Annotated in this window: 17 protein-coding genes; 11 read left to right on the plus strand and 6 right to left on the minus strand. The window is 56.9% G+C overall.

Going from position 1 to position 19,409, the window contains the following annotated elements:
• Nucleotides 1–9 precede the first annotated feature (9 nt).
• The 3 genes from BHMPCIPO_RS24695 to BHMPCIPO_RS24705 are packed head-to-tail and all read right to left on the minus strand — an operon-like array spanning nt 10 to nt 2,940.
• Nucleotides 10–1,092, minus strand: coding sequence for an ABC transporter ATP-binding protein (locus tag BHMPCIPO_RS24695; RefSeq protein WP_173519382.1), 1,083 nt, complete (start codon nt 1,090–1,092; stop codon nt 10–12).
• Between the two features lie 35 nt (nt 1,093–1,127).
• Complete coding sequence (locus tag BHMPCIPO_RS24700; protein ID WP_173519383.1) at nt 1,128–2,021, minus strand: carbohydrate ABC transporter permease; 894 nt, start codon at nt 2,019–2,021, stop codon at nt 1,128–1,130.
• Nucleotides 2,014–2,940: a carbohydrate ABC transporter permease gene (locus tag BHMPCIPO_RS24705; protein ID WP_173519384.1), complete on the minus strand. Its 927-nt coding sequence runs from the start codon at nt 2,938–2,940 to the stop codon at nt 2,014–2,016. Before BHMPCIPO_RS24705 ends, BHMPCIPO_RS24700 begins: the two co-directional genes overlap by 8 nt.
• 142 nt (nt 2,941–3,082) lie before the next feature.
• Between BHMPCIPO_RS24705 and BHMPCIPO_RS24710 the strand changes: the two genes are divergently transcribed.
• The 5 genes from BHMPCIPO_RS24710 to BHMPCIPO_RS24730 all read left to right on the plus strand — a co-directional run bounded on the left by BHMPCIPO_RS24710 (nt 3,083) and on the right by BHMPCIPO_RS24730 (nt 9,308).
• Complete coding sequence (locus tag BHMPCIPO_RS24710; RefSeq protein ID WP_173519385.1) at nt 3,083–4,273, plus strand: YyaL domain-containing protein; 1,191 nt, start codon at nt 3,083–3,085, stop codon at nt 4,271–4,273.
• Between the two features lie 67 nt (nt 4,274–4,340).
• Nucleotides 4,341–5,405, plus strand: coding sequence for a LacI family DNA-binding transcriptional regulator (locus BHMPCIPO_RS24715; RefSeq protein WP_173519386.1), 1,065 nt, complete (start codon nt 4,341–4,343; stop codon nt 5,403–5,405).
• A gap of 794 nt (nt 5,406–6,199) precedes the next feature.
• On the plus strand, nt 6,200–7,363 hold the full coding sequence (locus BHMPCIPO_RS24720) for a hypothetical protein (RefSeq protein ID WP_246304555.1): 1,164 nt from the start codon (nt 6,200–6,202) through the stop codon (nt 7,361–7,363).
• Nucleotides 7,364–7,450: 87 nt separating this feature from the next.
• Nucleotides 7,451–8,407, plus strand: coding sequence for a DUF8426 domain-containing protein (locus BHMPCIPO_RS24725; protein WP_173519388.1), 957 nt, complete (start codon nt 7,451–7,453; stop codon nt 8,405–8,407).
• Between the two features lie 157 nt (nt 8,408–8,564).
• A complete protein-coding gene (locus tag BHMPCIPO_RS24730; RefSeq protein ID WP_173519389.1) occupies nt 8,565–9,308 on the plus strand; it encodes an HNH endonuclease in 744 nt (247 codons plus the stop codon).
• A gap of 14 nt (nt 9,309–9,322) precedes the next feature.
• Here the strand turns inward: BHMPCIPO_RS24730 and BHMPCIPO_RS24735 are convergent, their stop codons facing one another.
• Entirely contained in the window at nt 9,323–10,468 is a 1,146-nt protein-coding gene (locus tag BHMPCIPO_RS24735; protein ID WP_173519390.1) for a hypothetical protein, read from the minus strand.
• A gap of 10 nt (nt 10,469–10,478) precedes the next feature.
• A complete protein-coding gene (locus BHMPCIPO_RS24740; RefSeq protein WP_173519391.1) occupies nt 10,479–11,075 on the minus strand; it encodes a class I SAM-dependent methyltransferase in 597 nt (198 codons plus the stop codon).
• Between the two features lie 174 nt (nt 11,076–11,249).
• On the opposite strand from BHMPCIPO_RS24740, the gene BHMPCIPO_RS24745 reads away from it, so the two are divergent.
• Complete coding sequence (locus BHMPCIPO_RS24745; protein ID WP_173519392.1) at nt 11,250–11,855, plus strand: HEPN domain-containing protein; 606 nt, start codon at nt 11,250–11,252, stop codon at nt 11,853–11,855.
• Here BHMPCIPO_RS24745 and BHMPCIPO_RS24750 read toward each other — a convergent pair.
• The gene (locus BHMPCIPO_RS24750; RefSeq protein WP_173519393.1) at nt 11,852–12,457 is read right to left on the minus strand and encodes a poly-gamma-glutamate hydrolase family protein; all 606 of its coding nucleotides are present in this window, start codon (nt 12,455–12,457) and stop codon (nt 11,852–11,854) included. The two genes, BHMPCIPO_RS24745 and BHMPCIPO_RS24750, sit on opposite strands and share 4 nt — an antisense overlap.
• Before the next feature lie 153 nt (nt 12,458–12,610).
• On the opposite strand from BHMPCIPO_RS24750, the gene BHMPCIPO_RS33915 reads away from it, so the two are divergent.
• From BHMPCIPO_RS33915 to BHMPCIPO_RS24775, 5 genes are read left to right on the plus strand one after another with little or no spacing between them, the layout of a single operon-like run.
• On the plus strand, nt 12,611–12,916 hold the full coding sequence (locus BHMPCIPO_RS33915; protein ID WP_376741695.1) for an XRE family transcriptional regulator: 306 nt from the start codon (nt 12,611–12,613) through the stop codon (nt 12,914–12,916).
• A complete protein-coding gene (locus BHMPCIPO_RS24760) occupies nt 12,909–14,102 on the plus strand; it encodes a cysteine desulfurase family protein (protein WP_173519395.1) in 1,194 nt (397 codons plus the stop codon). The genes BHMPCIPO_RS33915 and BHMPCIPO_RS24760 overlap by 8 nt, the downstream gene beginning before the upstream one ends.
• Complete coding sequence (locus tag BHMPCIPO_RS24765; protein WP_173519396.1) at nt 14,095–15,045, plus strand: DUF4007 family protein; 951 nt, start codon at nt 14,095–14,097, stop codon at nt 15,043–15,045. The genes BHMPCIPO_RS24760 and BHMPCIPO_RS24765 overlap by 8 nt, the downstream gene beginning before the upstream one ends.
• Nucleotides 15,038–18,487 carry a DUF6079 family protein gene (locus BHMPCIPO_RS24770; RefSeq protein ID WP_173519397.1) on the plus strand — a complete coding sequence of 1,150 codons (3,450 nt, stop codon included), beginning with the start codon at nt 15,038–15,040 and terminating at the stop codon, nt 18,485–18,487. Before BHMPCIPO_RS24765 ends, BHMPCIPO_RS24770 begins: the two co-directional genes overlap by 8 nt.
• Nucleotides 18,477–19,331 carry a phosphoadenosine phosphosulfate reductase family protein gene (locus tag BHMPCIPO_RS24775; protein WP_173519398.1) on the plus strand — a complete coding sequence of 285 codons (855 nt, stop codon included), beginning with the start codon at nt 18,477–18,479 and terminating at the stop codon, nt 19,329–19,331. Before BHMPCIPO_RS24770 ends, BHMPCIPO_RS24775 begins: the two co-directional genes overlap by 11 nt.
• Nucleotides 19,332–19,409: the final 78 nt, after the last annotated feature.

The raw sequence follows: 19,409 nt of genomic DNA on the forward strand, positions 1-19,409 counted from the left end.
GTTCCGCGATCATTTGCCGATGCGGTCGCCGGCCTCGTCGAACAGGTGGCAGTTCTCCGCAGCGATCCGGACCGCCAGTGTCGAGCCGGCACTGATTGCGCGCTGGCCATCGAGAGCAACCGTCAGCGACTGCCCGTCGACGAGCCGGCCGTAGACGACGGTCTGGCCGCCGAGATGCTCGACGTGCACGACCGTCAGCGCGCCGAGGTCGAGCCCGCCGGTTTCATCCGTTCCGATATGTTCCGGACGCAGGCCGAGGCTGAGCTTCGCGCCATCAACGACACGCGCCTCGATCGGCAGCCGGGCTTTTCTGCCGGCAAGGTCGATCGAAACGCCGTCGTCGCGGACGTCGCTCGCGACGACATCGAGAAAATTCATCTTGGGCGAGCCGATGAAGCCAGCGACGAAACGGTTGGCCGGCCGGTTGTAGATCTCGAGCGGCGTGCCGTGCTGCTCGATGACGCCGGCACGCAGGACGACGATGCGATCGGCAAGCGTCATCGCCTCGACCTGGTCATGGGTGACGTAAATCATCGTCGCGCCGATATCCTTGTGCAGCTTGGCGATCTCGACGCGCGTCTGGACCCTCAGTTCCGCATCGAGGTTGGAGAGCGGCTCGTCGAACAGAAAGATCTTGGGGTCGCGCACGATCGCCCGGCCGATCGCCACGCGCTGCCGCTGGCCGCCGGAGAGCTGCTTCGGCTTGCGCTCGAGCAGATGGGTGATCTGCAGGATGTCGGCCGCCTTGCGCACCCGCTTGTCGATCTCCGGCTTCGGCATCTTTGCCGTTTCGAGGCCGAAGGACATGTTCTTGTAGACGCTCATATGCGGGTAGAGCGCGTAGGACTGGAAGACCATGGCGATGCCCCGCTCGCTCGCCGCCCTTTCGTTCATGCGCTCGCCGCCGATCGAAAGCTCGCCGCCGCTGATCGGTTCGAGCCCCGCGATCATGCGCAGAAGCGTCGACTTGCCGCAGCCCGACGGGCCGACGAAAACCACGAACTCTCCGGAGCCGATCGCCAGATCGACGCCACGGATGATGTCGAGATTGCCAAAGCTCTTCTTGATCTTGTTCAAAGCCAGCGTCGTCATCTCTTCCGTCCCTATCTCTCGATTTCAAGTTTGTGTCAGCGCTTCATGCCGGTTGTCGCGATGCCTTCGATCAGCAAGCGCTGGAACAGGATGAAGAGAATGAAGACTGGCAACACCGTCAGCGTCGACATGGCGAAGAGCGAGCCCCAGTCCGACGTCCCTGTGGAGTCGACGAAAGTGCGCAGGCCGAGCTGGGCGGTGTATTTCTCGATGTCGTTCAGGTAGATCAGCGGCGCAAAGAAGTCGTCCCAGGTCCAGATGAACGAGAAGACTGCCGCCGTTGCCAGAACGGGCGTGGAGAGCGGCAGGATCACCTTCAGGAAGATGCGCAGCGGTCCGCAACCGTCCATGATCGCCGCCTCGTCCAGTTCACGCGGAATGCCGCGGAAGAACTGCACCATCAGGAAGATGAAGAAGGCGTCGATCGCGAGGAACTTCGGCACCACGAGCGGCAGGATGGAGTTCACCCAGCCAAGCTTGAGGAACATGACGTATTGCGGGATCAGCACCGCATGCTGCGGCATCATCAAGGTGCCGAGCATCAGCGTGAACCAGAATCCGCGTCCCTTGAAGCGCAGGCGCGTGAAGGCGTAGGCGGCCATCGAGCAGGAAAAGAGGTTGCCGATGACCACCAGCAACGAGATCACCAGCGAGTTGAAGAACATCCAGCCGAAGCCGATGCTGAGGCCGCTCCAGCCGCGACGATAGGCATCGACCGTAAGATCGGCCGGGACCAGCCCTGTAGAGGTGAAGATTTCGCTGTCCGGTTTGAACGAACTCGCGACCATCCAGAGCAACGGGTACAGCATCAGGAAGCTGACCGCGAGCAGCAGGGCGTAAAGCAGGGCGCGTTTCCACGGCGATACGCTGGGCTCGCCGGTATCGGTGCGCGGTGCGATGGTGGTCGTCGAAAGAGCGGCATCAGTCATCGTAGTGAACCCAGAACCTGGCCGTCAGGAATGACATGGCGGTGAAGAAGGCGATGATGAGCACCAGGACCCAGGCCAGCGCCGAGGCATAGCCGAAGCGGAAATTGGTGAAGGCCTCCTGGTAGAGATAGAGCGTGTAGAACAGCGTGGAGTCGATCGGGCCGCCGGTTCCGTCGCTGATGACGAAGGCCGAGGTGAACGCCTTGAAGGCATCGATAGTCAGGATGACGGCATTGAAGAAGATCACCGGGGTCAGCAGCGGCAAGGTGATCTTTAAGAACTGCCGTGCCTTGCTGGCACCGTCGATGCTTGCCGCCTCGTACATGTCCTGCGGAATCTGACGCAGACCGGCAAGAAAGATGATCATCGACGATCCGAACTGCCAGACCGCCAGCAGAACGAGTGTATAGAGCGACGTCGAAGGGTTCGAGATCCAGCTTGGCCCTTCGAAGCCGAAGAGCGCGTTGAGTGCCTGATTGAGCAGGCCGTCTCCGGCAAACACCTGCCGCCACAGCACTGCGACGGCGACGCTGCCGCCGACCAGCGACGGCAAATAGAAGATCGCACGAAAGAACGACAGGCCTGCGAGCCCCCGGTTCAACGCCACCGCAACAGCGAGCGCAAAGATGAGCTTCAGGGGTACGGACAGGAGCACGAACGTAAAGGTCACGTTCATGGCGGTCCAGAAGCGCGGATCGTCGGTGGCGATGCGCACATAGTTTTCCGCGCCAACCCAATTTGCGGCACCAAGGCCGCTGTAGTCGGTCAAAGATAAATAGAACGAGGCGATCGCGGGGCCGAGCGTCAGTAGAAAAAAGCCGACAAGCCACGGCGCCAGAAAGCCGTAGCCGGCTAAACTGTCGCCGAACCTGAACCGGCCACCAGCAGCCGGCCTTTCAGTTGTCCGTAATGTGGACATGGTACCCTCTCCAACGATGCCCGGCTCCTCCCGAGCATCCGACTCCTACCGTTTAGAAATTTTCCCGTCAATAGAAAGTTTCGTGATTGACGAAAATATCGTAATCGTGCGAAAACTTCACGAAACCAACGTGAGGCTCATCATGCGCATCGAACGAAACAGCTACTTCAACGCGGTCGAAATGGTTGGCAATCGCCCCAGTCGCGAACGTCACCAGCAAGCCCTGGAACGCTGCGTTGCCAAATTGCGCCAGACCATGCCGACCATCGGTCTGCGCAATCCAAAAATCGGCCTGCCGGACCAGACGTGGAGCTATTGCGGACCTTATGACTGGGTCGTGAGCTTCCACGCCGGCCAGCTCTGGCTGGCGCTAGAGCTCACCGGCGAATCCTGCTTCTTGAACGCCGCCCGTGCCCGACGCGCCGTGTTCCGCGACATCTTGCGCCATCGCGACGCCCAAGACCACGATCTTGGCTTCCAGTTTTCGCTGAGCTGCGTCGCGGAGTGGCTGCTGACCGCCGACCTGGAGGCCCGCGAGCTCGCTCTTGAGGCCGCTTCCCGGCTGCTTGAGCGCTACCGGCCGGACGCGCAGTACATCCAGGCCTGGAATGCCCGCTCGATTCATGGCGGCATTCGCTCCGAATTCGCCAATGGACGCGTCATCGTCGATACAATGCAAAACCTCGCGCTGCTGCATTGGGCGCATCGCGAGACGGGTCGCGGCGATTTTGCCGAGGCCGCCAATGGCCACGCCACGACGACGCTGAAACACCTTGTTCGTGCTGACGATACGAGCTTCCACACGTTTCTGTTCGACCCGGCCAGCGGCAAGCCGCTGCGCGGAGAAACTCATCAGGGCTATGCGGACGATTCCTGCTGGTCGCGGGGCCAGGCCTGGCTGATCCATGGCTACGCGCAATGTGCTGCGACGACCGGCAACCTAGCCTTCCTCGACGCGGCCAGGCGCTTGGCGGCAAAGGCGGAAGCGCTCATGGCTGATGACGACGTTCCTGTCTGGGACTATTCCGTCCCCAACGCCAAGACCGCGCCGCGCGACAGCTCGGCCGGCGCAATCATGGCCGCCGGGGTCTTCATTCTCGCAGGTCTCTGCGAACCGGAGGAGGCGTCACGCTGGCACGGCTTCGGCGATCGCCTGATCGGCGGCCTGCTCGACAGTTGCGACCTGACGGGCGATCCCAAGGCCGAGGGCTTGCTCGCCCATGGGGCCGCCCATGCCAGCGCCGGCTACTCCGACGCCATGCTGCCTTACGGCGACTACTATTTCATGGAGGCATTGATGCGCTCGCTTGGGCATACGCGCTTCTTCTGGTAGTGGACGATCATGACCATGCAGCCGCGATCACTCTCGCCCACTTCGGCACGATAGGACACTCGTCGATATGGATGACGAATCGAATGCCCCGACCCTCAAGGACATCGCCGACGCCGCCGGCGTTTCGGTCGCATCCGTATCGAAGGTGCTCAACAATCGCGGCGGCGTCGGTGACGAAAGCCGGCGCAAGATTCTCGACCATGCGGAGCGGCTGGGCTATCAGGTCCGCGCCGCCCGCTCCCTGATCCGCGCCGGTGTCGAAAGCACGGTGTTGGTGATGCCGGCGCAGTTTTATGCGAGTTCAGCTTTCTATGAAGACGTCATCCAAGGCGTCCTTTCGGAGGCAGGCACAAATTCGCTGCGGATTGACGTCAGGCTCGTTTCTCTCGACGCAGAGATCGCAATTGGCGAGATTGCCGACATCCTGCGTGACCTCCGCCCGGGCGCCCTGATCATGCTTGGCATGGATCATCCGGTCATGATCGACAGGATCGTCGAAAGCGGTATTCCCGCCGTCATCATCAACGGCATGGACCGGACGATGCGGCTCTCTTGCGTGCTGCCCGACAACTGGTCTGCCGGCTGGCTCGCCGCACAAAGGCTGCTATCGGCCGGCCACCGCGAGATCGTGCACGTGACGATCCCGCATCGGCTGTCGCTGCGCCGCCGCCTCGAAGGTTTCCGCGTCGCGCTGGAAGAAGCCGGCATCGCCTTCGACGAAGATAAGCACCTCTTCGATCTCGGCCGCCTTGGCCTGCAGGAGCCCGACACGACCCCGGCCGTACGGCAAGCGCTGCAGCAGGGACGCTTCAGCGACACGACCGCTTTCTTCTGCAGCACGGACCTGATCGCGATCAACGTCATGCAGGCGCTCGAGGCAAGCAGCCATTCGGTTCCGGGAGACTTCTCGATTATTGGTGTCGATGACATCGCGATCGCCCGGCACAGCCGCCCCCCGCTGACAACAATGCGAATTGACCGTGCCGAGCTTGGTCGGGCCGGCATCCAGCTCCTACTGGAGCGGATCAACGATCCCGAAATCAACGTACGCCGGGTCAATCTGGGTGTTCGCCTGGTGGAACGCGCTACACTCGCTGGACCAAGGAACAGCCTTCACGCGAAAAGAGCGTGAGTCGCACCAGGGATCGAGAGCAGCGGCCTTGCAGTCCGCTTCGATGAAGGCGAGCGTAACCCGCTCCCACCGCGGGCGCGTGACCGGTTAAAAAAGGCCACCGCAAGTTCAGCAAGACCGGCTCCGGCCTGTATGAAATCATACGCAAGGGAGAGTCAGGCGAGCCTTTCAGTCGGCGCGTTCCTAGCTTCGACACAGTTCCGGTCGATACATTATGCGATCATTTTGGCCCAGAAGGTGAACAACCTAGCAACACGCCGTGCAGCGGCGCCGTAAATCACCGCCGCGCGAGTAGCATTGGGATTCGAGTTCGGCCTCGTGGGAGATCTAATGCCTTTGGGTGACTTTTCGCGGGTCGTCCACGCGTTCTACTATCTAGGCGGGAGATGTGGAGAGGGGCATGCACTATCGGCAAAGGTCGGTGTTGTTCGCAGCACCACCTCCCTTCAGCGATTATATCATTCGGCATGAAACGGGGGGGTTCACCCCTCGAAACCGAAGGGGGCAATTTTTGAACCAAAAGTCGAAAACATCTTTGCTGCCTCAAGGCTATACAGTGAGGCGTTTCTCGCAACCATTGCCGTCGTCAGTATCCGATTTCAAAAAAGCAATCTCCCCCACACCGCGATTCGCGGGTGCGATCCTTCAACACCCGCATTGAGACCTAGACTATGATTTTCGCGAGGCGAGCCTTGCAGCGACGGTTAGACGAGCTCCGCGAAACCATACCAGATGGCGCAGTTGACCAATTATGCGCGCGCCTTAATCGACCCGGTAAGGATCGGCTTGCAGCAATGTGGGAGGTCGTTGTCCTTCATGCGCTTACCAAGTGTGGTAAGCTTTTGAACGAAGATCAACTCCCCTCCGGGCGTCGTCCGGACATAACTTTCGAGAGCCTGATCGTTCGGTTTACCGCTGACATAACGACGGTGTCGGATGAGGGGCTCGACGCCGAAAATCCGTACTCTGAGCTGAGCGAATTGCTCGAAAAAACGCAGAACAAGCTAGGGCTGCCGCTTGGTGGCTTGGATGTACAAGTGAAGTCAAAGCGCAATCGAAGTGCGCGAGGCGTCCGGACCGTCCTCCGGCTGCCGCCACGCAAGCAGCTTGAGGTCTTTGTTCAAGAACGGCTATTGCCACAACTGCGCGATCAAATATCCGCAGGCAAAAAAGTGCTGCGGATCGCGATTGACGATGAAGAAGTCGGACTTGATATTACAATCGATACCGCAGGATCTCAGTACAACTCCGGCGGCTTTGCCACCTATAACATCCCAACAATTAAGGACCGAAATCCCCTTTACAATGCGTTGAGGGCCAAAGCGGCGCAGCTTCGAGGCGCCGCTGGTGTCACCGGCGTGATCGTCGGCGACGGCGACTGCGCTGCGCTTGTCGACCGCCAGCACAACTGGGAGGCTGTCTCGGCAGCGGCGATCGCTCGAGAGTTTCTTCGCCAATATTCGTCAGTCGACTTCGTTTTGATGTTAACGGTTCGCGAAAGGAGGCTTCACGGATGGGCGGCAGACCGGCGGACGTTCCCGATTCTTGTAGTTCGCTCAGGATGCGCAGTCGAACCTCAGATCCAAGCAATTTTCACTGCGATGCTCTCAGAATTGCCTAAACCGGTCGCAATGCCAGTCAACGGGGCACTACGCGCCCGAGAAGCACAATATCCCCTTGGTCATCATGGAGGAGGCAAGATGAGTCAAAGAAGGATCCGCATCAGCTCCAGGGAACTAACAGAAGTTCTCGCCGGCCTTCGCACACTGGGCGACGGCGCCACTCAATTCGGCGAGGCAGCTCAGTCTGACTCACCGCAAAGCGCCTTCCTCCGGAACCTAACCGAGGGCCGGCTTCCCGTCGCCGTGACTGTGATAAAGACTGATGAGAACCACAGCGATGACTGGATTGAGTTCGAGTTTGGCGATCCCGACCCGGCGATATCCCCGCTACGTTGACCTCGGCGGGAGAACGCCACATGTAGCCAGAAAAGCTTCTTTAGTAATCTGCTGTCACTGTTCCCGCTGTCAAACGGTGGATCTTCTATGCCCAATGTTTATGCCTACCGCCTCGCACCAAGTGGAATCGACCGGGTTTCTCAGCTTCTTAAAGACAACCAAATAGCGATCGGTTGGAGCGACCTTGATGAACAAACGGCATTGAGTCCCTCAGTATCGAAAGAGGAAATCCGACAGAAGCTGACCGCTCTTTATCCCCAGCTAACCGCAAAAAACCGGATCACTTACGGGACGAACCAGGTGTGGCGGTTTACTCAAGAAGTAAAAGTCGGGGATATCGTTATCGTCCCACACTTTGGCGACGCTCATTTCCTACGTGTGACCGGAGAGCCGACTTATCTGGCCCACAAGGTAAAAGACGATACCGCCATCAGGCGCGAAATCCGCAAACTGAAGACCGTCAAGAGATTGGACCTCCCTAGCCAGATACGCCAAGGCCTCGTTTTCCGAGGCCATGCGTCGGTCTCGCTCGACCATATCAAGCACGAGGTACTGAATTTCCTTGGCATTGATCCGGAGATTCTAGCGGAGGAGGAGGAGGCCGTTAGAGCTGAGAAGCTGATGCATGAAGCTATGGGAGCGTATGCGATCCCTGCGAAAGATGAAATCACCGTTACACGAAGGCATGCTGATGTCTTCGCGGCTTTGGTCGAGCACCTTCAGGCAAAAGGGTTGAAGGTAGTAAACACCCGAACGGCGGGCCTGGCACCTGACCTGTGCACTGTATGCACCACAGACCCCATGCTGTTTGAAATCAAAACTGGGCAGGGGTCCGGTGACTACCTGAAAGCACTCGGACAGTTGCTGTTCTATGAAAAGGTCCGCGGCCGCTCGTATCGTAAATTCCTGGTCGCTCCTGCGGGTATGGGACAACTCGCCATATCCATTCTTGCGGGCTTTTACATTGGCGTCATCGAATACGCCACTCAGGACGGCAGCTTGAGTTTCAACTGGCCATGCGTTGCCTCACTGAAACATCGCTAGCGTTGAGAAAGGGTTAGTCTCGGCTTGAAGGGAACCGAACGGCCGATATTCGTTCCGTCCACCAGACAAGTGTGTGTTTAGCTGTAGTCCTTCTGGAGACCATTGCAGACTCCCTTGAAGATGGTCGCGATTGTCAACTTAACTGACGAGAAAAGAGATGACGAAGCTCGGTAAGCAGGGTACGGCAGTCTTGCGCCTACTTGTAGATCTTCTCCCAAACGTTCGGCCTGGTGATCCCAGAACGTACATAAGCTATGGCAAGGCCCATGCGCTCCTTGGGTTTCCGGGCACTCCTCAGGATCTCGAGTACCAGGGATTAGGCGATGTAGCCGTCTTCGCGAAGGATGAAGACTTACCCGCAATTACTGGCCTCGTAATACGTCAAGACACCCTTGGACCTGGCAAGGGCTACTTCGAAGTCTACGGCAAAGACGAAATGGACTTTACCTGGTGGGAAAACCAAGTTGCCCTATCCAAAAGGTTCAACTGGCGACCATATCTTGATGCGGAGCTGTCTGCGCCTCGGGCGACACCCCCAGCGAATGATATTTCGCAACCAACTCGCGTTGACACCAAGGTCTCTCGAATTCTCCGCGATACGCAACTCGCTCGGTTGATCAAGGAGAAGCACAACTTCGCCTGCCAGCTTTGCGGAAAGACGATCCTTTTGGCGAATGGCGAGCGATATGCGGAGGCTCACCACATTCAGCCCCTAGGCTCGCCTCATGATGGTCCGGACATAGAGGGAAACATCATCTGCGTGTGCCCCAACCATCATGTAGAGCTCGACTACTTCGCGCGACCGCTCGATCCTGATCAAATAAGAATAGTCGCTGGCCACGAACTCGATCCACGTTTTCTAGATTACCACAATCGGCACCATACAAGCTTAAGACGATAGCCGGAGGCTGCATGCTACCTCCGACGCCACGCAGAAAACACTGTCGCCGCAGTCAGAGTCATCCCGAAGGCGTAACCCACCTGAGACCAATTGGAGCTAATCCATGGTTGCTGCACTGCAAGTTCGGGAGGCAGAGCAATCGCAGCAATCGTAAATATCGCTGTTGCACCACTCATGCCCGCTGCCGCATAATTCGCCGCTTTGTCATCGCTGTTCCTCGCAGCCCTCATCCACAGGGCTGCGGACAAGATTGCCGTCGCGCCGGCGGTAATTGCACTCGTGAGGCCAAACGGCATGGTCAGTAGAGACTGCCCACCAAGGGACCAGGCCGTTGGCAGCATTAGCAACCCAACTGCGACAAGGCCTGCAACTATATACGCATTTGATGGCGCAGACTCCGTCTGTTGGTAGCGTCCGCTCGGATGCTGCTTACCAGGATAACGAAGCAAGAGATCAAGACGAGCGTTCAGGTACTCGATCTCCTCATCAATTTTTTCATCCAACTCCCGCGGGTAGACGTAAGTGCTGAAGCGGGGAGGAGTGTTGTCCAACTGATCATTGTACGCCATCTCGAGCATCGTGAAATGCGTCGCAGCTTCGGCTAACCTGGGCATCAGTGGCCCATAAACATGGCCGGACTTTTCCTGAATAAGGCCCCTTAACGTGACACCATTATCAATCATTTTCTTAAGAAGATTTTGATCCGCATTGGAAAGGCTTGTCTTCCATTGAGGATCCAAAAGAGCAATCAACGTTCTGAAGTCAGAACCGCCTTGCTTCTGGCGAAATTCATTGGCAATTAACTTGTTCTCTACGGATCTAATTTTGAACGGGCCATAGAACGAATTTAAGCGCTCTTGAATTTCCTTCATTTCCGCCTCGTTCGACTTCTGTCTCAAGGTGGAGCGACCGGTGAGATGCGCAATGAGTACGCCGGCGCCGGCTGCTAGCGCGCCGGCAATTCCGCCTCCAAATGGACCAGTTAGAATGGCGACCAGGGCAGGTTTGTCTTCTTTCTCGGTCCTAAACGGTTCGGCCTGCTCCACCCGGACATTCAGCGTTTGGGGGATAACTTGCTCCCCTTGATTGCCTGACGACGACTGCGCCCAAACCGGGCCAGAGAGAAACGCCCAAACAAAGGCAAGTACAAATTTTTTCAAGGCGACGGTCCTACTTAATAGATCGCGCTATCGTGTTCATCCAGCGATCGTCCGTGTTCAACGAAACAATCGGGTCGTACTGGCTCTCGATCAGCTCGAAACCAGCGCGTGCCAAGCGCTCCTCCCATTCAGATGGCATAAAATAGGTAAAGAATCGGCTGTCATCGGTTCGATTTTCGCCATCACCCATCTTCATCGAGCTAAAGAACAAACCACCACCGACTAATGTATTTCTTATCGCCGCCAACGCGCTGTCTATATCTTTCCGCCGTAAATGTAGAAGTGATGCCGAGGCCCAAACCGCATCGAATGAATTTTCTTTAAACGGCAAGTCGAGTATATCACCGACTGTGACGGGGCATCCGGAAGTCATGCGGGCAATTTTTGCTAGCTCGAATGCAGCATCCAAACCCACAGCGTCGAAGGCGCGCCGCGAGAAAGCCGTAAGATCACGTCCGCCGCCGCACCCCAAATCTAGGATCAACGCACCGCCTGGCAGCAAAGCGGTAAAGCGACCAATCGGCTCATTCATCGAATGTTTGGCGGTCGCCGCAGCGTACCGAGAGGCCTCTCGGTCGTAATATTGGATGGTCTTTTGATCAACCATCACGGCAGTCTTTGATAGGCATTCGTGGGGCTCCCTTAGAGGTTCGAACCACTATATAGACGAGAAGCAAGCACATTGCTCTTGGGAGCGGGCTATCTTTTGAGGCCACGGGTGCCTTGTCATTGCATATCTCATTCCGCAGTTTACGGACAACGTCTGAGCGATGGAGGAAACATGACCGCGACCTTTGACCAAAAGCTCTCGGCGGTTACCGGCACTAGTCGGCGAATAGCTATCGATGATCCGCATGGCCGTTATAGTGGTGGGCTTCTTTATTACCTCGCTAAGTCAAAGAGTATGCGCGGGTCGGCGCTTGCACTTGGAGGAGAACCCTTTGGAGAGCATTTCGATGCTTTCGCATTGCTTGCCGGCTTTTCCCTTGAGGTTTTGATAAAGGGCACATTACTCGGCCTTGGGGAAAAGGTACCGCTTACGCATAACCTGCTGAAACTCGTTGACCAAGCTGGGTTGACGATTTCGAGCGACGATCGTGCAGTACTTCGGGCCCTCACAATCTACACGATATGGCGCTCGCGCTACCCTGCGGCGAAAGGGAAAAATGAAATGATCGAGGATACTGAAGTCTTGGATTCCCAGTATCTTCACTCGGGCAGCCTAGAAAGCATTGTCTCTTCAGCCTGCACATCGCCACGAGCTGTGAACACCGCAAGCTACGAACGACTGTACGATTTTTTCGTTCAGCGGTTCTTCGACGTGCAAAGCCGCGTATTTGAAAGCGCGGAATTTTCATTCAATATTGCCCCAGCAGCACCTACTTAGTCTGCGCGCACCCGGTAGGAGGCGATGGCGGCTCTCAAGCAACGCACAAATGCTTGTTCGCGTGTGGGAGCAGTCCGGAATTCCTCGCGAAGGGACAACGGGATCTCAAGCTGGACACCAGCCTTTGTGACGCCCCGGTTGCAAATATTATCGCGGTGAATGCCCCTGAACTTTGGTGGATCGAAGAGAACAGGAAATCCCGCTTCATGAAGTGCACCACCGATATGCTCTGATAGTTTACGATCCAGCCCGCCCATCCAAGTCCTCTCAGGGTCATCATCATCTCGCCGGCCATGGAGCGCGACCACGACCTCAGCGGATTGTAACGCGGTCAAGGCCTCTGGCACGTCGTAGTGCTCAGACGCGATATGCATTTCTACTCTGTTGTTCGCGGCAAGGTTGGCCTCGAATAGGTAACAAGAGTAGTCTTGTGCCGCCGTAGCCCGAGCGATTTCTGCGGTGCGAACCTCGATCTTGCCGCCGTGCGGAGCCATGATCAGCACGGATGGGTTCGACCCCATTCTGGTTTCCACGTTAAAGTGCTTGCCACGAACATAAACCGCTGCAAGGTCGTGGTACGAGTGAAATCGATCCTTCGCCATTCATCCCCCTATTCAACTCTCAATTGTTTAGTTACCACCCCGAGGTGACTCACAAATAGTTGTGAGCTGCATTGCCACACGACCGAACTCAGCTTGCGGTTCCTATGGAAAATTTTCCATAATCAAAATAAGCGAATCAACCTAGGGCCGAGCATGAGGAATTCTGCCACAAATGCCGTTCTTCTCTCTACGCCAGATGTGGCACCGGTCGTCCGCACAGACCTTCGAGGCATCCTAGCCCGTGTTATGGCGGATACTGGCCTAAGCCAAACTCGAACCGCCAAGCTTTGCTCAACCGATCAACCGACACTTTCAAAGGTTTTGTCTGGGCGTAGCGATATCGCAAGCACTGACCAGCTTTTGCGCTGGCTGGTGCAGCTAGGTTGCGACGTTGAAATTAAGGTCCGAACCCCGTCCGATGCGGGTCCTGGCTCAATTAGGGCCACCTTCGATGAATGAACACGCTTTAGTGCAAAATTTGCCACTGCGACCCAAGGGTACCGGGCTTTACTTTGATCACCATGCAACTACCCCTGTTGATCCTCGGGTGGCTGAGGTCGCGGTTCGCATGATGGTCGAAGAGTTCGGGAATGCGAACGGCGTTGAAAACATCCATGGTGAGCGTGCAGCGTCCGCCGTCGCGCAGTCGAAAGACAGGGTCGCGCAGCTGTTGCGAGCGGAGCCCGACGACGTTTCCTTCACCTCCGGTTCCACTGAGGCGATCCAGCTCGCGATTGCCCATTCAATCTCGAACCATCGTGGGCCACTCCGAATTGCGATAAGCCGTGCGGAGCACAAGGCTGTCATCGATACTGCCTTGCGTGCCGAGCGCTTAGGATTGGCTCATACATCGTGGATCGAGATCGATGCCAAAGCTCAACTCGACTTGGAGAGCTATCGGCGCATCCTGAAGGAAGGTGTCGACCTCGTTTGCGTTATGTCCGCCAACAACGAGGTAGGGACTGTTTATCCCATCGACACAATCGTTCGCAAAGCGAACGTACACGGTGCAGATACGCTGGTTGACGCCACCCAAGCAATCGGGCGTCTGCCTTTGAACCTAGGAGAACTTGGCGCGTCCTATGTCATATTGAGCGGTCATAAGATCTACGGCCCCAAGGGAACAGGCGCGCTCATCTCTCCGATTTTTGATCATTCGTCGGTATTTGGCCTCCAAGGAGCGCATCATCCCACGCCCAACGTTAGCGGTATCGCCGCGTTAGGTTTCGCATGCGAGCTCATGGAGCTTGAAGGAGAGGCAGAAACTGTCCGACTCTCGAAGCTGAGGGATTCGTTGCAAGATCGCTTATGTGAACTGGTTCCCGGCCTGATAGTGAATGGGGACGAAGTGAACCGCCTGCCTCATAACCTTCACGTTTCAGCACCTGGGGCGCCCAACGATGTGGTTTTGAGCCGTCTTCGGGGCAAGGTGTCAATTTCGACTGGCTCAGCTTGCAATACTGGAGCGCAGGAGCCATCGCACGTGCTCAGGGCGATGGGATTGCCCAATTCTCAAATCGAAAGCTGCCTGCGGATCGGATTGGGCCGCACAACGACAGCTGACGACGTTGAGCGTGCTGCCATCGAAATAGCAAGCGCCATCAACGATGTTCGTAATTCATTATCCGGGGTCATCGATGTTTGACATATCCGCCACCGAGGGTCAGCCAGGCTATCGGTTTTCGGGGCACGAAACCTTTGCATGCCGCTACGCGTGGCTGCCGAAGGCGTACCGAGCAATCGTTGGAGACTCCAGCATCTTCTACAACGAAGATGCTGCGATGGTTGAGCTTGGCATCGGCAAGAACATGGTTCGTGCGCTGCGTTTCTGGGTTGACGCGATGGGTATCGCCCATCCCACCACTGACCGCACGCACGAGATTTCGGGGCTCGGACACGTTATATTTGGAGAGAACGGCTTCGACCCGTATCTGGAAGACAGCAGAACACTATGGCTTCTACACTGGAACCTCTCCTCGTCTGCGACCCCAGCTATTTTCGCGTGGTACTACTTGCTGGGCGCGTGGCCGTACGCTGAGTTTTCTCGGTCTGAGGCGCTCACAGCATTCGCCCGGCAATCTCAGCGCCTAGGGCATTCCCATTCCGAAATTACCCTGAGCCAGCACCTGGACGTCTTCTTGCACACCTATCTCCCAGCACGCGGCTCGAGAGCGGGGATAGAGGACTCTCTGGATGGCCCACTTGTCGAGTTGCGCCTCTTGCAACAGACCGGTGAACGCCGTGGCGAAGGTGGACGTTGGGAGGCTGTGTACGCCTTCCGGAAGGAGCCCAAGGCGGATATCACCAATGATCTCTTTGCTTACGCTGTTCTTGATTATTGGGAACGAACAGCGCCCGGTGAAAAGACAATCCCTGTTCGACACCTTCTCTCTGCGGCAGGTGCGCCCGGGCAGTCATTCAAACTCCCAGAAGAAGACGTTCGTGCTCGGCTTGAGAGCCTTTCTCTCGACGGCCGACACGGCTTCACCTATCGCCCATCAGCCATTCAGGGGCTGTTGACGCGCGAAGCCCCGATCAAGGCCGACGCGCGGACAATTTATGCGAACGAGGCAAACATCGATGGCTGAGCCGGGCGCTGCGACAATCACCGAAATTTTCTCGATCCCTGGTCGATTCCTTCGATCAGTCCAACTGGAAAAAGACTTCTTGGACGCATCTGCGCTCGAGAATTACATTGTCACGCCGCCCATGGCCGACGCGCTGCACCAGATCCTCTCGAGCGTCCGCCGGGGCTCGAAGCGTCGGGCTTGGCGTATCACAGGCGACTATGGCGTCGGAAAGTCGTCCATGGCGCTGGTGTTGGCTCGACTCTTGGCCGATCCGTCGGGGAAAGACTCCAAACGCGTCGCCGAGGCAATAGGTTGGCGCGCGGATAACGATGATCGACGCTTCCTGCCGATCCTGGTTACAGGAAGCCGAGAAAGTATCCCAAGTGCCGTCGCTCGCGCGATTCGAGAGGCCGTCATTCACTCAGCCTGCGCCGACTTGCTTGATGCGCAGGTTGAAGCGGCGTTGGAAGCTTGTGAAACAACCGGCTGCGTCCGCTCGCTGGAACAGCTTATATCTCTGATGACCAAGCGAACCGCCAACCGAGACGTCGGATTGCTGCTGATCATCGATGAGTTGGGAAAACTCCTCGAGCATGCGGCATTGAATCCCGATCAGGAAGATGTCTTCGCGCTGCAGCGACTGGCCGAGATGGCGGCTCGTAGCAACGCCAGCCCCTTCTTGCTTGTCGGTATTCTGCATCAGGGCTTCCAGGCTTATGCCGAACGCCTCCCGCTCGCGCTTCGCCATGAGTGGGACAAAGTCGCTGGACGTTTTGAGGAGATCGTGTTCGATCAGCCGCTGGTTCATTCCGCGGCTCTGGTCGCCGGGGCGCTTGGTGTGGATGAAGGCGCCCTCCCGGCTCTCGTAAGAAATCAAGCGAACTCAGCTCTTGAGAAGGCGGGTCAGGTTGGCTGGCTCGGCGGACGCGGATTCGCTATTGACCCGGCCCGGTTCTATCCATTGCATCCTGCTCTTCTTCCGATGATGGTCAGGTTCTTTTCGCATTTCGGCCAGAGTGAACGATCTTTGTTCGGCTTTCTCCTTTCGAGCGAGCCAATGGCGCTGCAGGCATTCTCAGCCTCGACGGAGGTTGGTGAAGGCTGGTTCGATGCCGCGCGCTTCTACGACTACGTCCGCGCGTCATTTGGACATCGCGTGTCGGCGGGAAACTTTCAGAACCAGTGGCTTCGCATCGTGGCGACGATCGACAACTGTGTTGGAATCGACCCTGTTGAACTGAAGGTCCTGAAGACGGTAGGGCTGCTCAACTTGCTCGACTCCGACGACTTGCTTCCGACAATCAAGACAATCGACGCTTGTTTGTCAGAATCCGGCGCTGTGGGCGCAGCTATCGACAATCTTGTTCGGGACGGCCTCTTGTTCGAGCGCGGTGGTTCAGGGGCGTTCCGCCTTTGGCCGAGCTCAAGTATCAATTTAACGGCATCCGTGAATGCCGCCAGGCGAGCGGTTGGCGAGGTCGAAGCCGTTGCGCCGGCTCTCTCTGTGATCTTGGATGGCGAGATGGTACTTGCGCGTCGCCATTATCTCGAAACCGGAACAATGCGGTATTTTGAGCTGAGATACGCCACCACTGAAGACGTCGGCAAGGCAACCAGCAAGCCAACAAACGCAGATGGTCTCATCGTTGTGGCGCTTGCTGACCGAAAAGATCAGCAGCAGGTTGCACGGGATATCGCCGGCATCCCCGTTGTGGCTGAAAATCCTGCTATATTGGTCGCCGTGCCGCCCCCTGTCTGGCAACTCGCCTCCTACCTCCGCGACGTGCTGGTTTGGCGTTGGGTCGAGGCGAACACACCTGACTTATCAAGCGACGATTTCGCATCCGCTGAGGTCAAACGTCAGGTCGCGCGGTCGCGCCAGGCACTGGTTGCGCAGTTCACCGAGTTGACCAGGATTGATGCCAAGAGGGGCATGGAATGGATCTATGGAGGTAAAAATTTTGACGCGACCGGCAACCTACCAAGGATCGTTTCTCAGCTCTGCACTGATCTCTATCCGCTGAGCCCGAAGGTCACGAACGAGCTTGTAAATCGCAATGTCCTCAGCAGTGCCGCGGCCTCTGCGCGGATGCGTTTGATCGAGGGCCTGTTCAAGGCACCGGAGCTGCCATTCCTTGGGATGGACGAGCGCAAGTCCCCGCCTGAAAAATCGATGTACCTTTCAGTACTTCAGAAGGGTGCACTGCATGTGGCGGATGGCGAGACCTTCACGTTGCGGATTCCCCAAGCCTCGAATGATCCGCTACATCTTGAACCAAGCTTGGCCGAAATCGTCAGAATGGTGAGGGCTGGCAAAGGTTGCAGGATTGCTATCACCGACATCTTTAGCCGACTATCAAATCGGCCATATGGTGTGCGTGATGGATTGGCTCCAATTCTGTTGGCAGTAGTGGTCAAAGTGCATGGCCATGAGCTCGCTCTCTACGAAAACGGCACCTTCCTTCCGAGATTCGGCGCTATGGAATTCCTGCGCCTGATCAAGGCGCCACAAACCTTCGATATTCAGCATTGCAGTGTCGAAGGTGTGCGCTCGCACGTATTTACCCGCCTCGCAAACCTCTTTGCATCGGGCATCGAGGGCCGCCAACCGGTTCTGCTAGACGTCGTGACTGAGCTCTGCCAGTTTGCGGCAAAACTCCCTGAATACACCCGAAAGTCAAAAGGCTTGTCGCCGACGACACTCGCCGTGCGCGACGTACTCCTATCTGCGCGCGAACCGGCGACGCTTTTGTTTGCGGACCTGCCCAACGCCTGCGGCCTTCCGATCTTTCGCATTGATGAAGCCGATGAGAGTTCCGTTGAAGAGTTCATCAGCCGCTTTACAGATGCGGTTCAAGAACTTCAGAACACCTATGCAGAACTCATAGCCCGCATCGTGAAAAGAACGTGCGAAGCGGCCGGTCAGGACCCAGAAAAATTCGATCGTGTCGCGTTGGCGTCTCGAGGTGCTCGCGTGTCACTCGCCGCCCGCGAACCGCGTCTCCGCGCGTTTGCGCTTCGACTACGGGATCCCGCCCTGCATGACGAAGCTTGGGCGGAGTCGCTGGCAAGTTTTGTGGTGGCGAAGCCTCCTGCCCGCTGGATGCCTGGGGACGAAGCCAGGTTCATCGAAGAGATTGCTGCATTGGCTGAGCTTTTTGCGAAGGTCGAGAGTACAGCATTCTCCACGTCGGAGGACCGCCCAAATACGGAAGCGATACGTCTGAATCTAACGCGCGGTGACGGAAGAGACCTCGTTCGTGTCCTTCATCCGGTCGATCTTGACGCTGCGGACCAGAAAAAAATGGAAACCTTCACGGAATGGTTGCCACAGGGTGACGCGCAACGAATTCAAGTTCTTGCCAGCCTCCTCTGGCAAGAGCTAGCCCGCACCAGGGAAACTTTCACAGAGGAAAAAGGCTCTGGCGCAGCAGGTGTGAGGACGCAGAATGACAACTGACTATGCATCTCAGATTTTTTCATCGTTCGGGTCGGAGCAGCCGCGACATATCTTGAGCCTTTCCGGAGGCAAAGATAGCGCGGCGCTCGCTATATACCTTCGCGACCGCGTTCCGGAAATTGAATACATTTTCCACGATACGGACAAAGAGCTTCCGGAAACGTACGACTATATCGGGCGTCTGGAAGCAATTCTGGGCAAGCCGATCGTTCGCACCACCCCGACAGACAGCTTTGATCACTGGCTGACCGTTTATCGCGGGATGCTCCCGTCGAACCACCGCAGGTGGTGCACCAAGATGCTAAAGCTTAAGCCGTTCGAAGCTTATGTCGGTGACGGGCCAGTCATCAACTACGTTGGCCTTCGTGCGGACGAAAACAGAACCGGTTACATCAGCACCAAACCTAACATCTTAGCCGTTTACCCATTTCAAGACGACGGCTTGGTACGGGCAGACATAATAGCGATCTTGGAAGACTCCGGGCTGGGTCTGCCACCATATATGGATTGGGGCCGGTCCCGGTCAGGATGCTATTTCTGCTTCTATCAGCAGAAGATCGAATGGGTGCGTCTGTTGGAAACCCATCCGACGTATTTCGACCTCGCAATGGAATATGAGGAGCGTGCAGTTCAGTTTGGTGAGCAGTTTTTCTGGTGCCAGAATGAACCCTTGCGTGACCTCGCAAAGCCGGAGCGCGTCGCAAAGATCAAATCAGATTGGGAAAAGGCTCAAGCGAAGAAGAGGGCCAATAGGAAATCGTTGTCACTCGTCGAAACCCTCGGTGGTTTGGAGGTTGAAGACGATAGCCATTTGCGCGACGGTTGCCTTGTATGCTCAATATAAAGATGTAGTTGTAGATTAGCGATCGAAAGGGGTCGGTCGGATATCGAACAGCGAAGGGGTTTCGAGGGCGAGAGGATG

The sequence above is a fragment of the Ensifer sesbaniae genome (assembly GCF_013283665.1).
GTDB classification, from domain to species: domain Bacteria; phylum Pseudomonadota; class Alphaproteobacteria; order Rhizobiales; family Rhizobiaceae; genus Ensifer; species Ensifer sesbaniae.

Excerpts from the sequence above, each read along its gene's own strand:
- BHMPCIPO_RS24765 (WP_173519396.1), top strand. The coding sequence starts at position 14,095 with ATGTTTGACATATCCGCCACCGAGGGTCAGCCAGGCTATCGGTTTTCG.
- BHMPCIPO_RS24695 (WP_173519382.1), bottom strand. The coding sequence starts at position 1,092 with ATGACGACGCTGGCTTTGAACAAGATCAAGAAGAGCTTTGGCAATCTC.
- BHMPCIPO_RS24745 (WP_173519392.1), top strand. The coding sequence starts at position 11,250 with ATGACCGCGACCTTTGACCAAAAGCTCTCGGCGGTTACCGGCACTAGT.
- BHMPCIPO_RS24770 (WP_173519397.1), top strand. The coding sequence starts at position 15,038 with ATGGCTGAGCCGGGCGCTGCGACAATCACCGAAATTTTCTCGATCCCT.
- BHMPCIPO_RS24715 (WP_173519386.1), top strand. The coding sequence starts at position 4,341 with ATGGATGACGAATCGAATGCCCCGACCCTCAAGGACATCGCCGACGCC.
- BHMPCIPO_RS24750 (WP_173519393.1), bottom strand. The coding sequence starts at position 12,457 with ATGGCGAAGGATCGATTTCACTCGTACCACGACCTTGCAGCGGTTTAT.
- BHMPCIPO_RS24705 (WP_173519384.1), bottom strand. The coding sequence starts at position 2,940 with ATGTCCACATTACGGACAACTGAAAGGCCGGCTGCTGGTGGCCGGTTC.
- BHMPCIPO_RS33915 (WP_376741695.1), top strand. The coding sequence starts at position 12,611 with ATGAGGAATTCTGCCACAAATGCCGTTCTTCTCTCTACGCCAGATGTG.
- BHMPCIPO_RS24775 (WP_173519398.1), top strand. The coding sequence starts at position 18,477 with ATGACAACTGACTATGCATCTCAGATTTTTTCATCGTTCGGGTCGGAG.
- BHMPCIPO_RS24740 (WP_173519391.1), bottom strand. The coding sequence starts at position 11,075 with ATGGTTGATCAAAAGACCATCCAATATTACGACCGAGAGGCCTCTCGG.
- BHMPCIPO_RS24725 (WP_173519388.1), top strand. The coding sequence starts at position 7,451 with ATGCCCAATGTTTATGCCTACCGCCTCGCACCAAGTGGAATCGACCGG.
- BHMPCIPO_RS24700 (WP_173519383.1), bottom strand. The coding sequence starts at position 2,021 with ATGACTGATGCCGCTCTTTCGACGACCACCATCGCACCGCGCACCGAT.
- BHMPCIPO_RS24760 (WP_173519395.1), top strand. The coding sequence starts at position 12,909 with ATGAATGAACACGCTTTAGTGCAAAATTTGCCACTGCGACCCAAGGGT.
- BHMPCIPO_RS24730 (WP_173519389.1), top strand. The coding sequence starts at position 8,565 with ATGACGAAGCTCGGTAAGCAGGGTACGGCAGTCTTGCGCCTACTTGTA.
- BHMPCIPO_RS24720 (WP_246304555.1), top strand. The coding sequence starts at position 6,200 with ATGTGGGAGGTCGTTGTCCTTCATGCGCTTACCAAGTGTGGTAAGCTT.
- BHMPCIPO_RS24710 (WP_173519385.1), top strand. The coding sequence starts at position 3,083 with ATGCGCATCGAACGAAACAGCTACTTCAACGCGGTCGAAATGGTTGGC.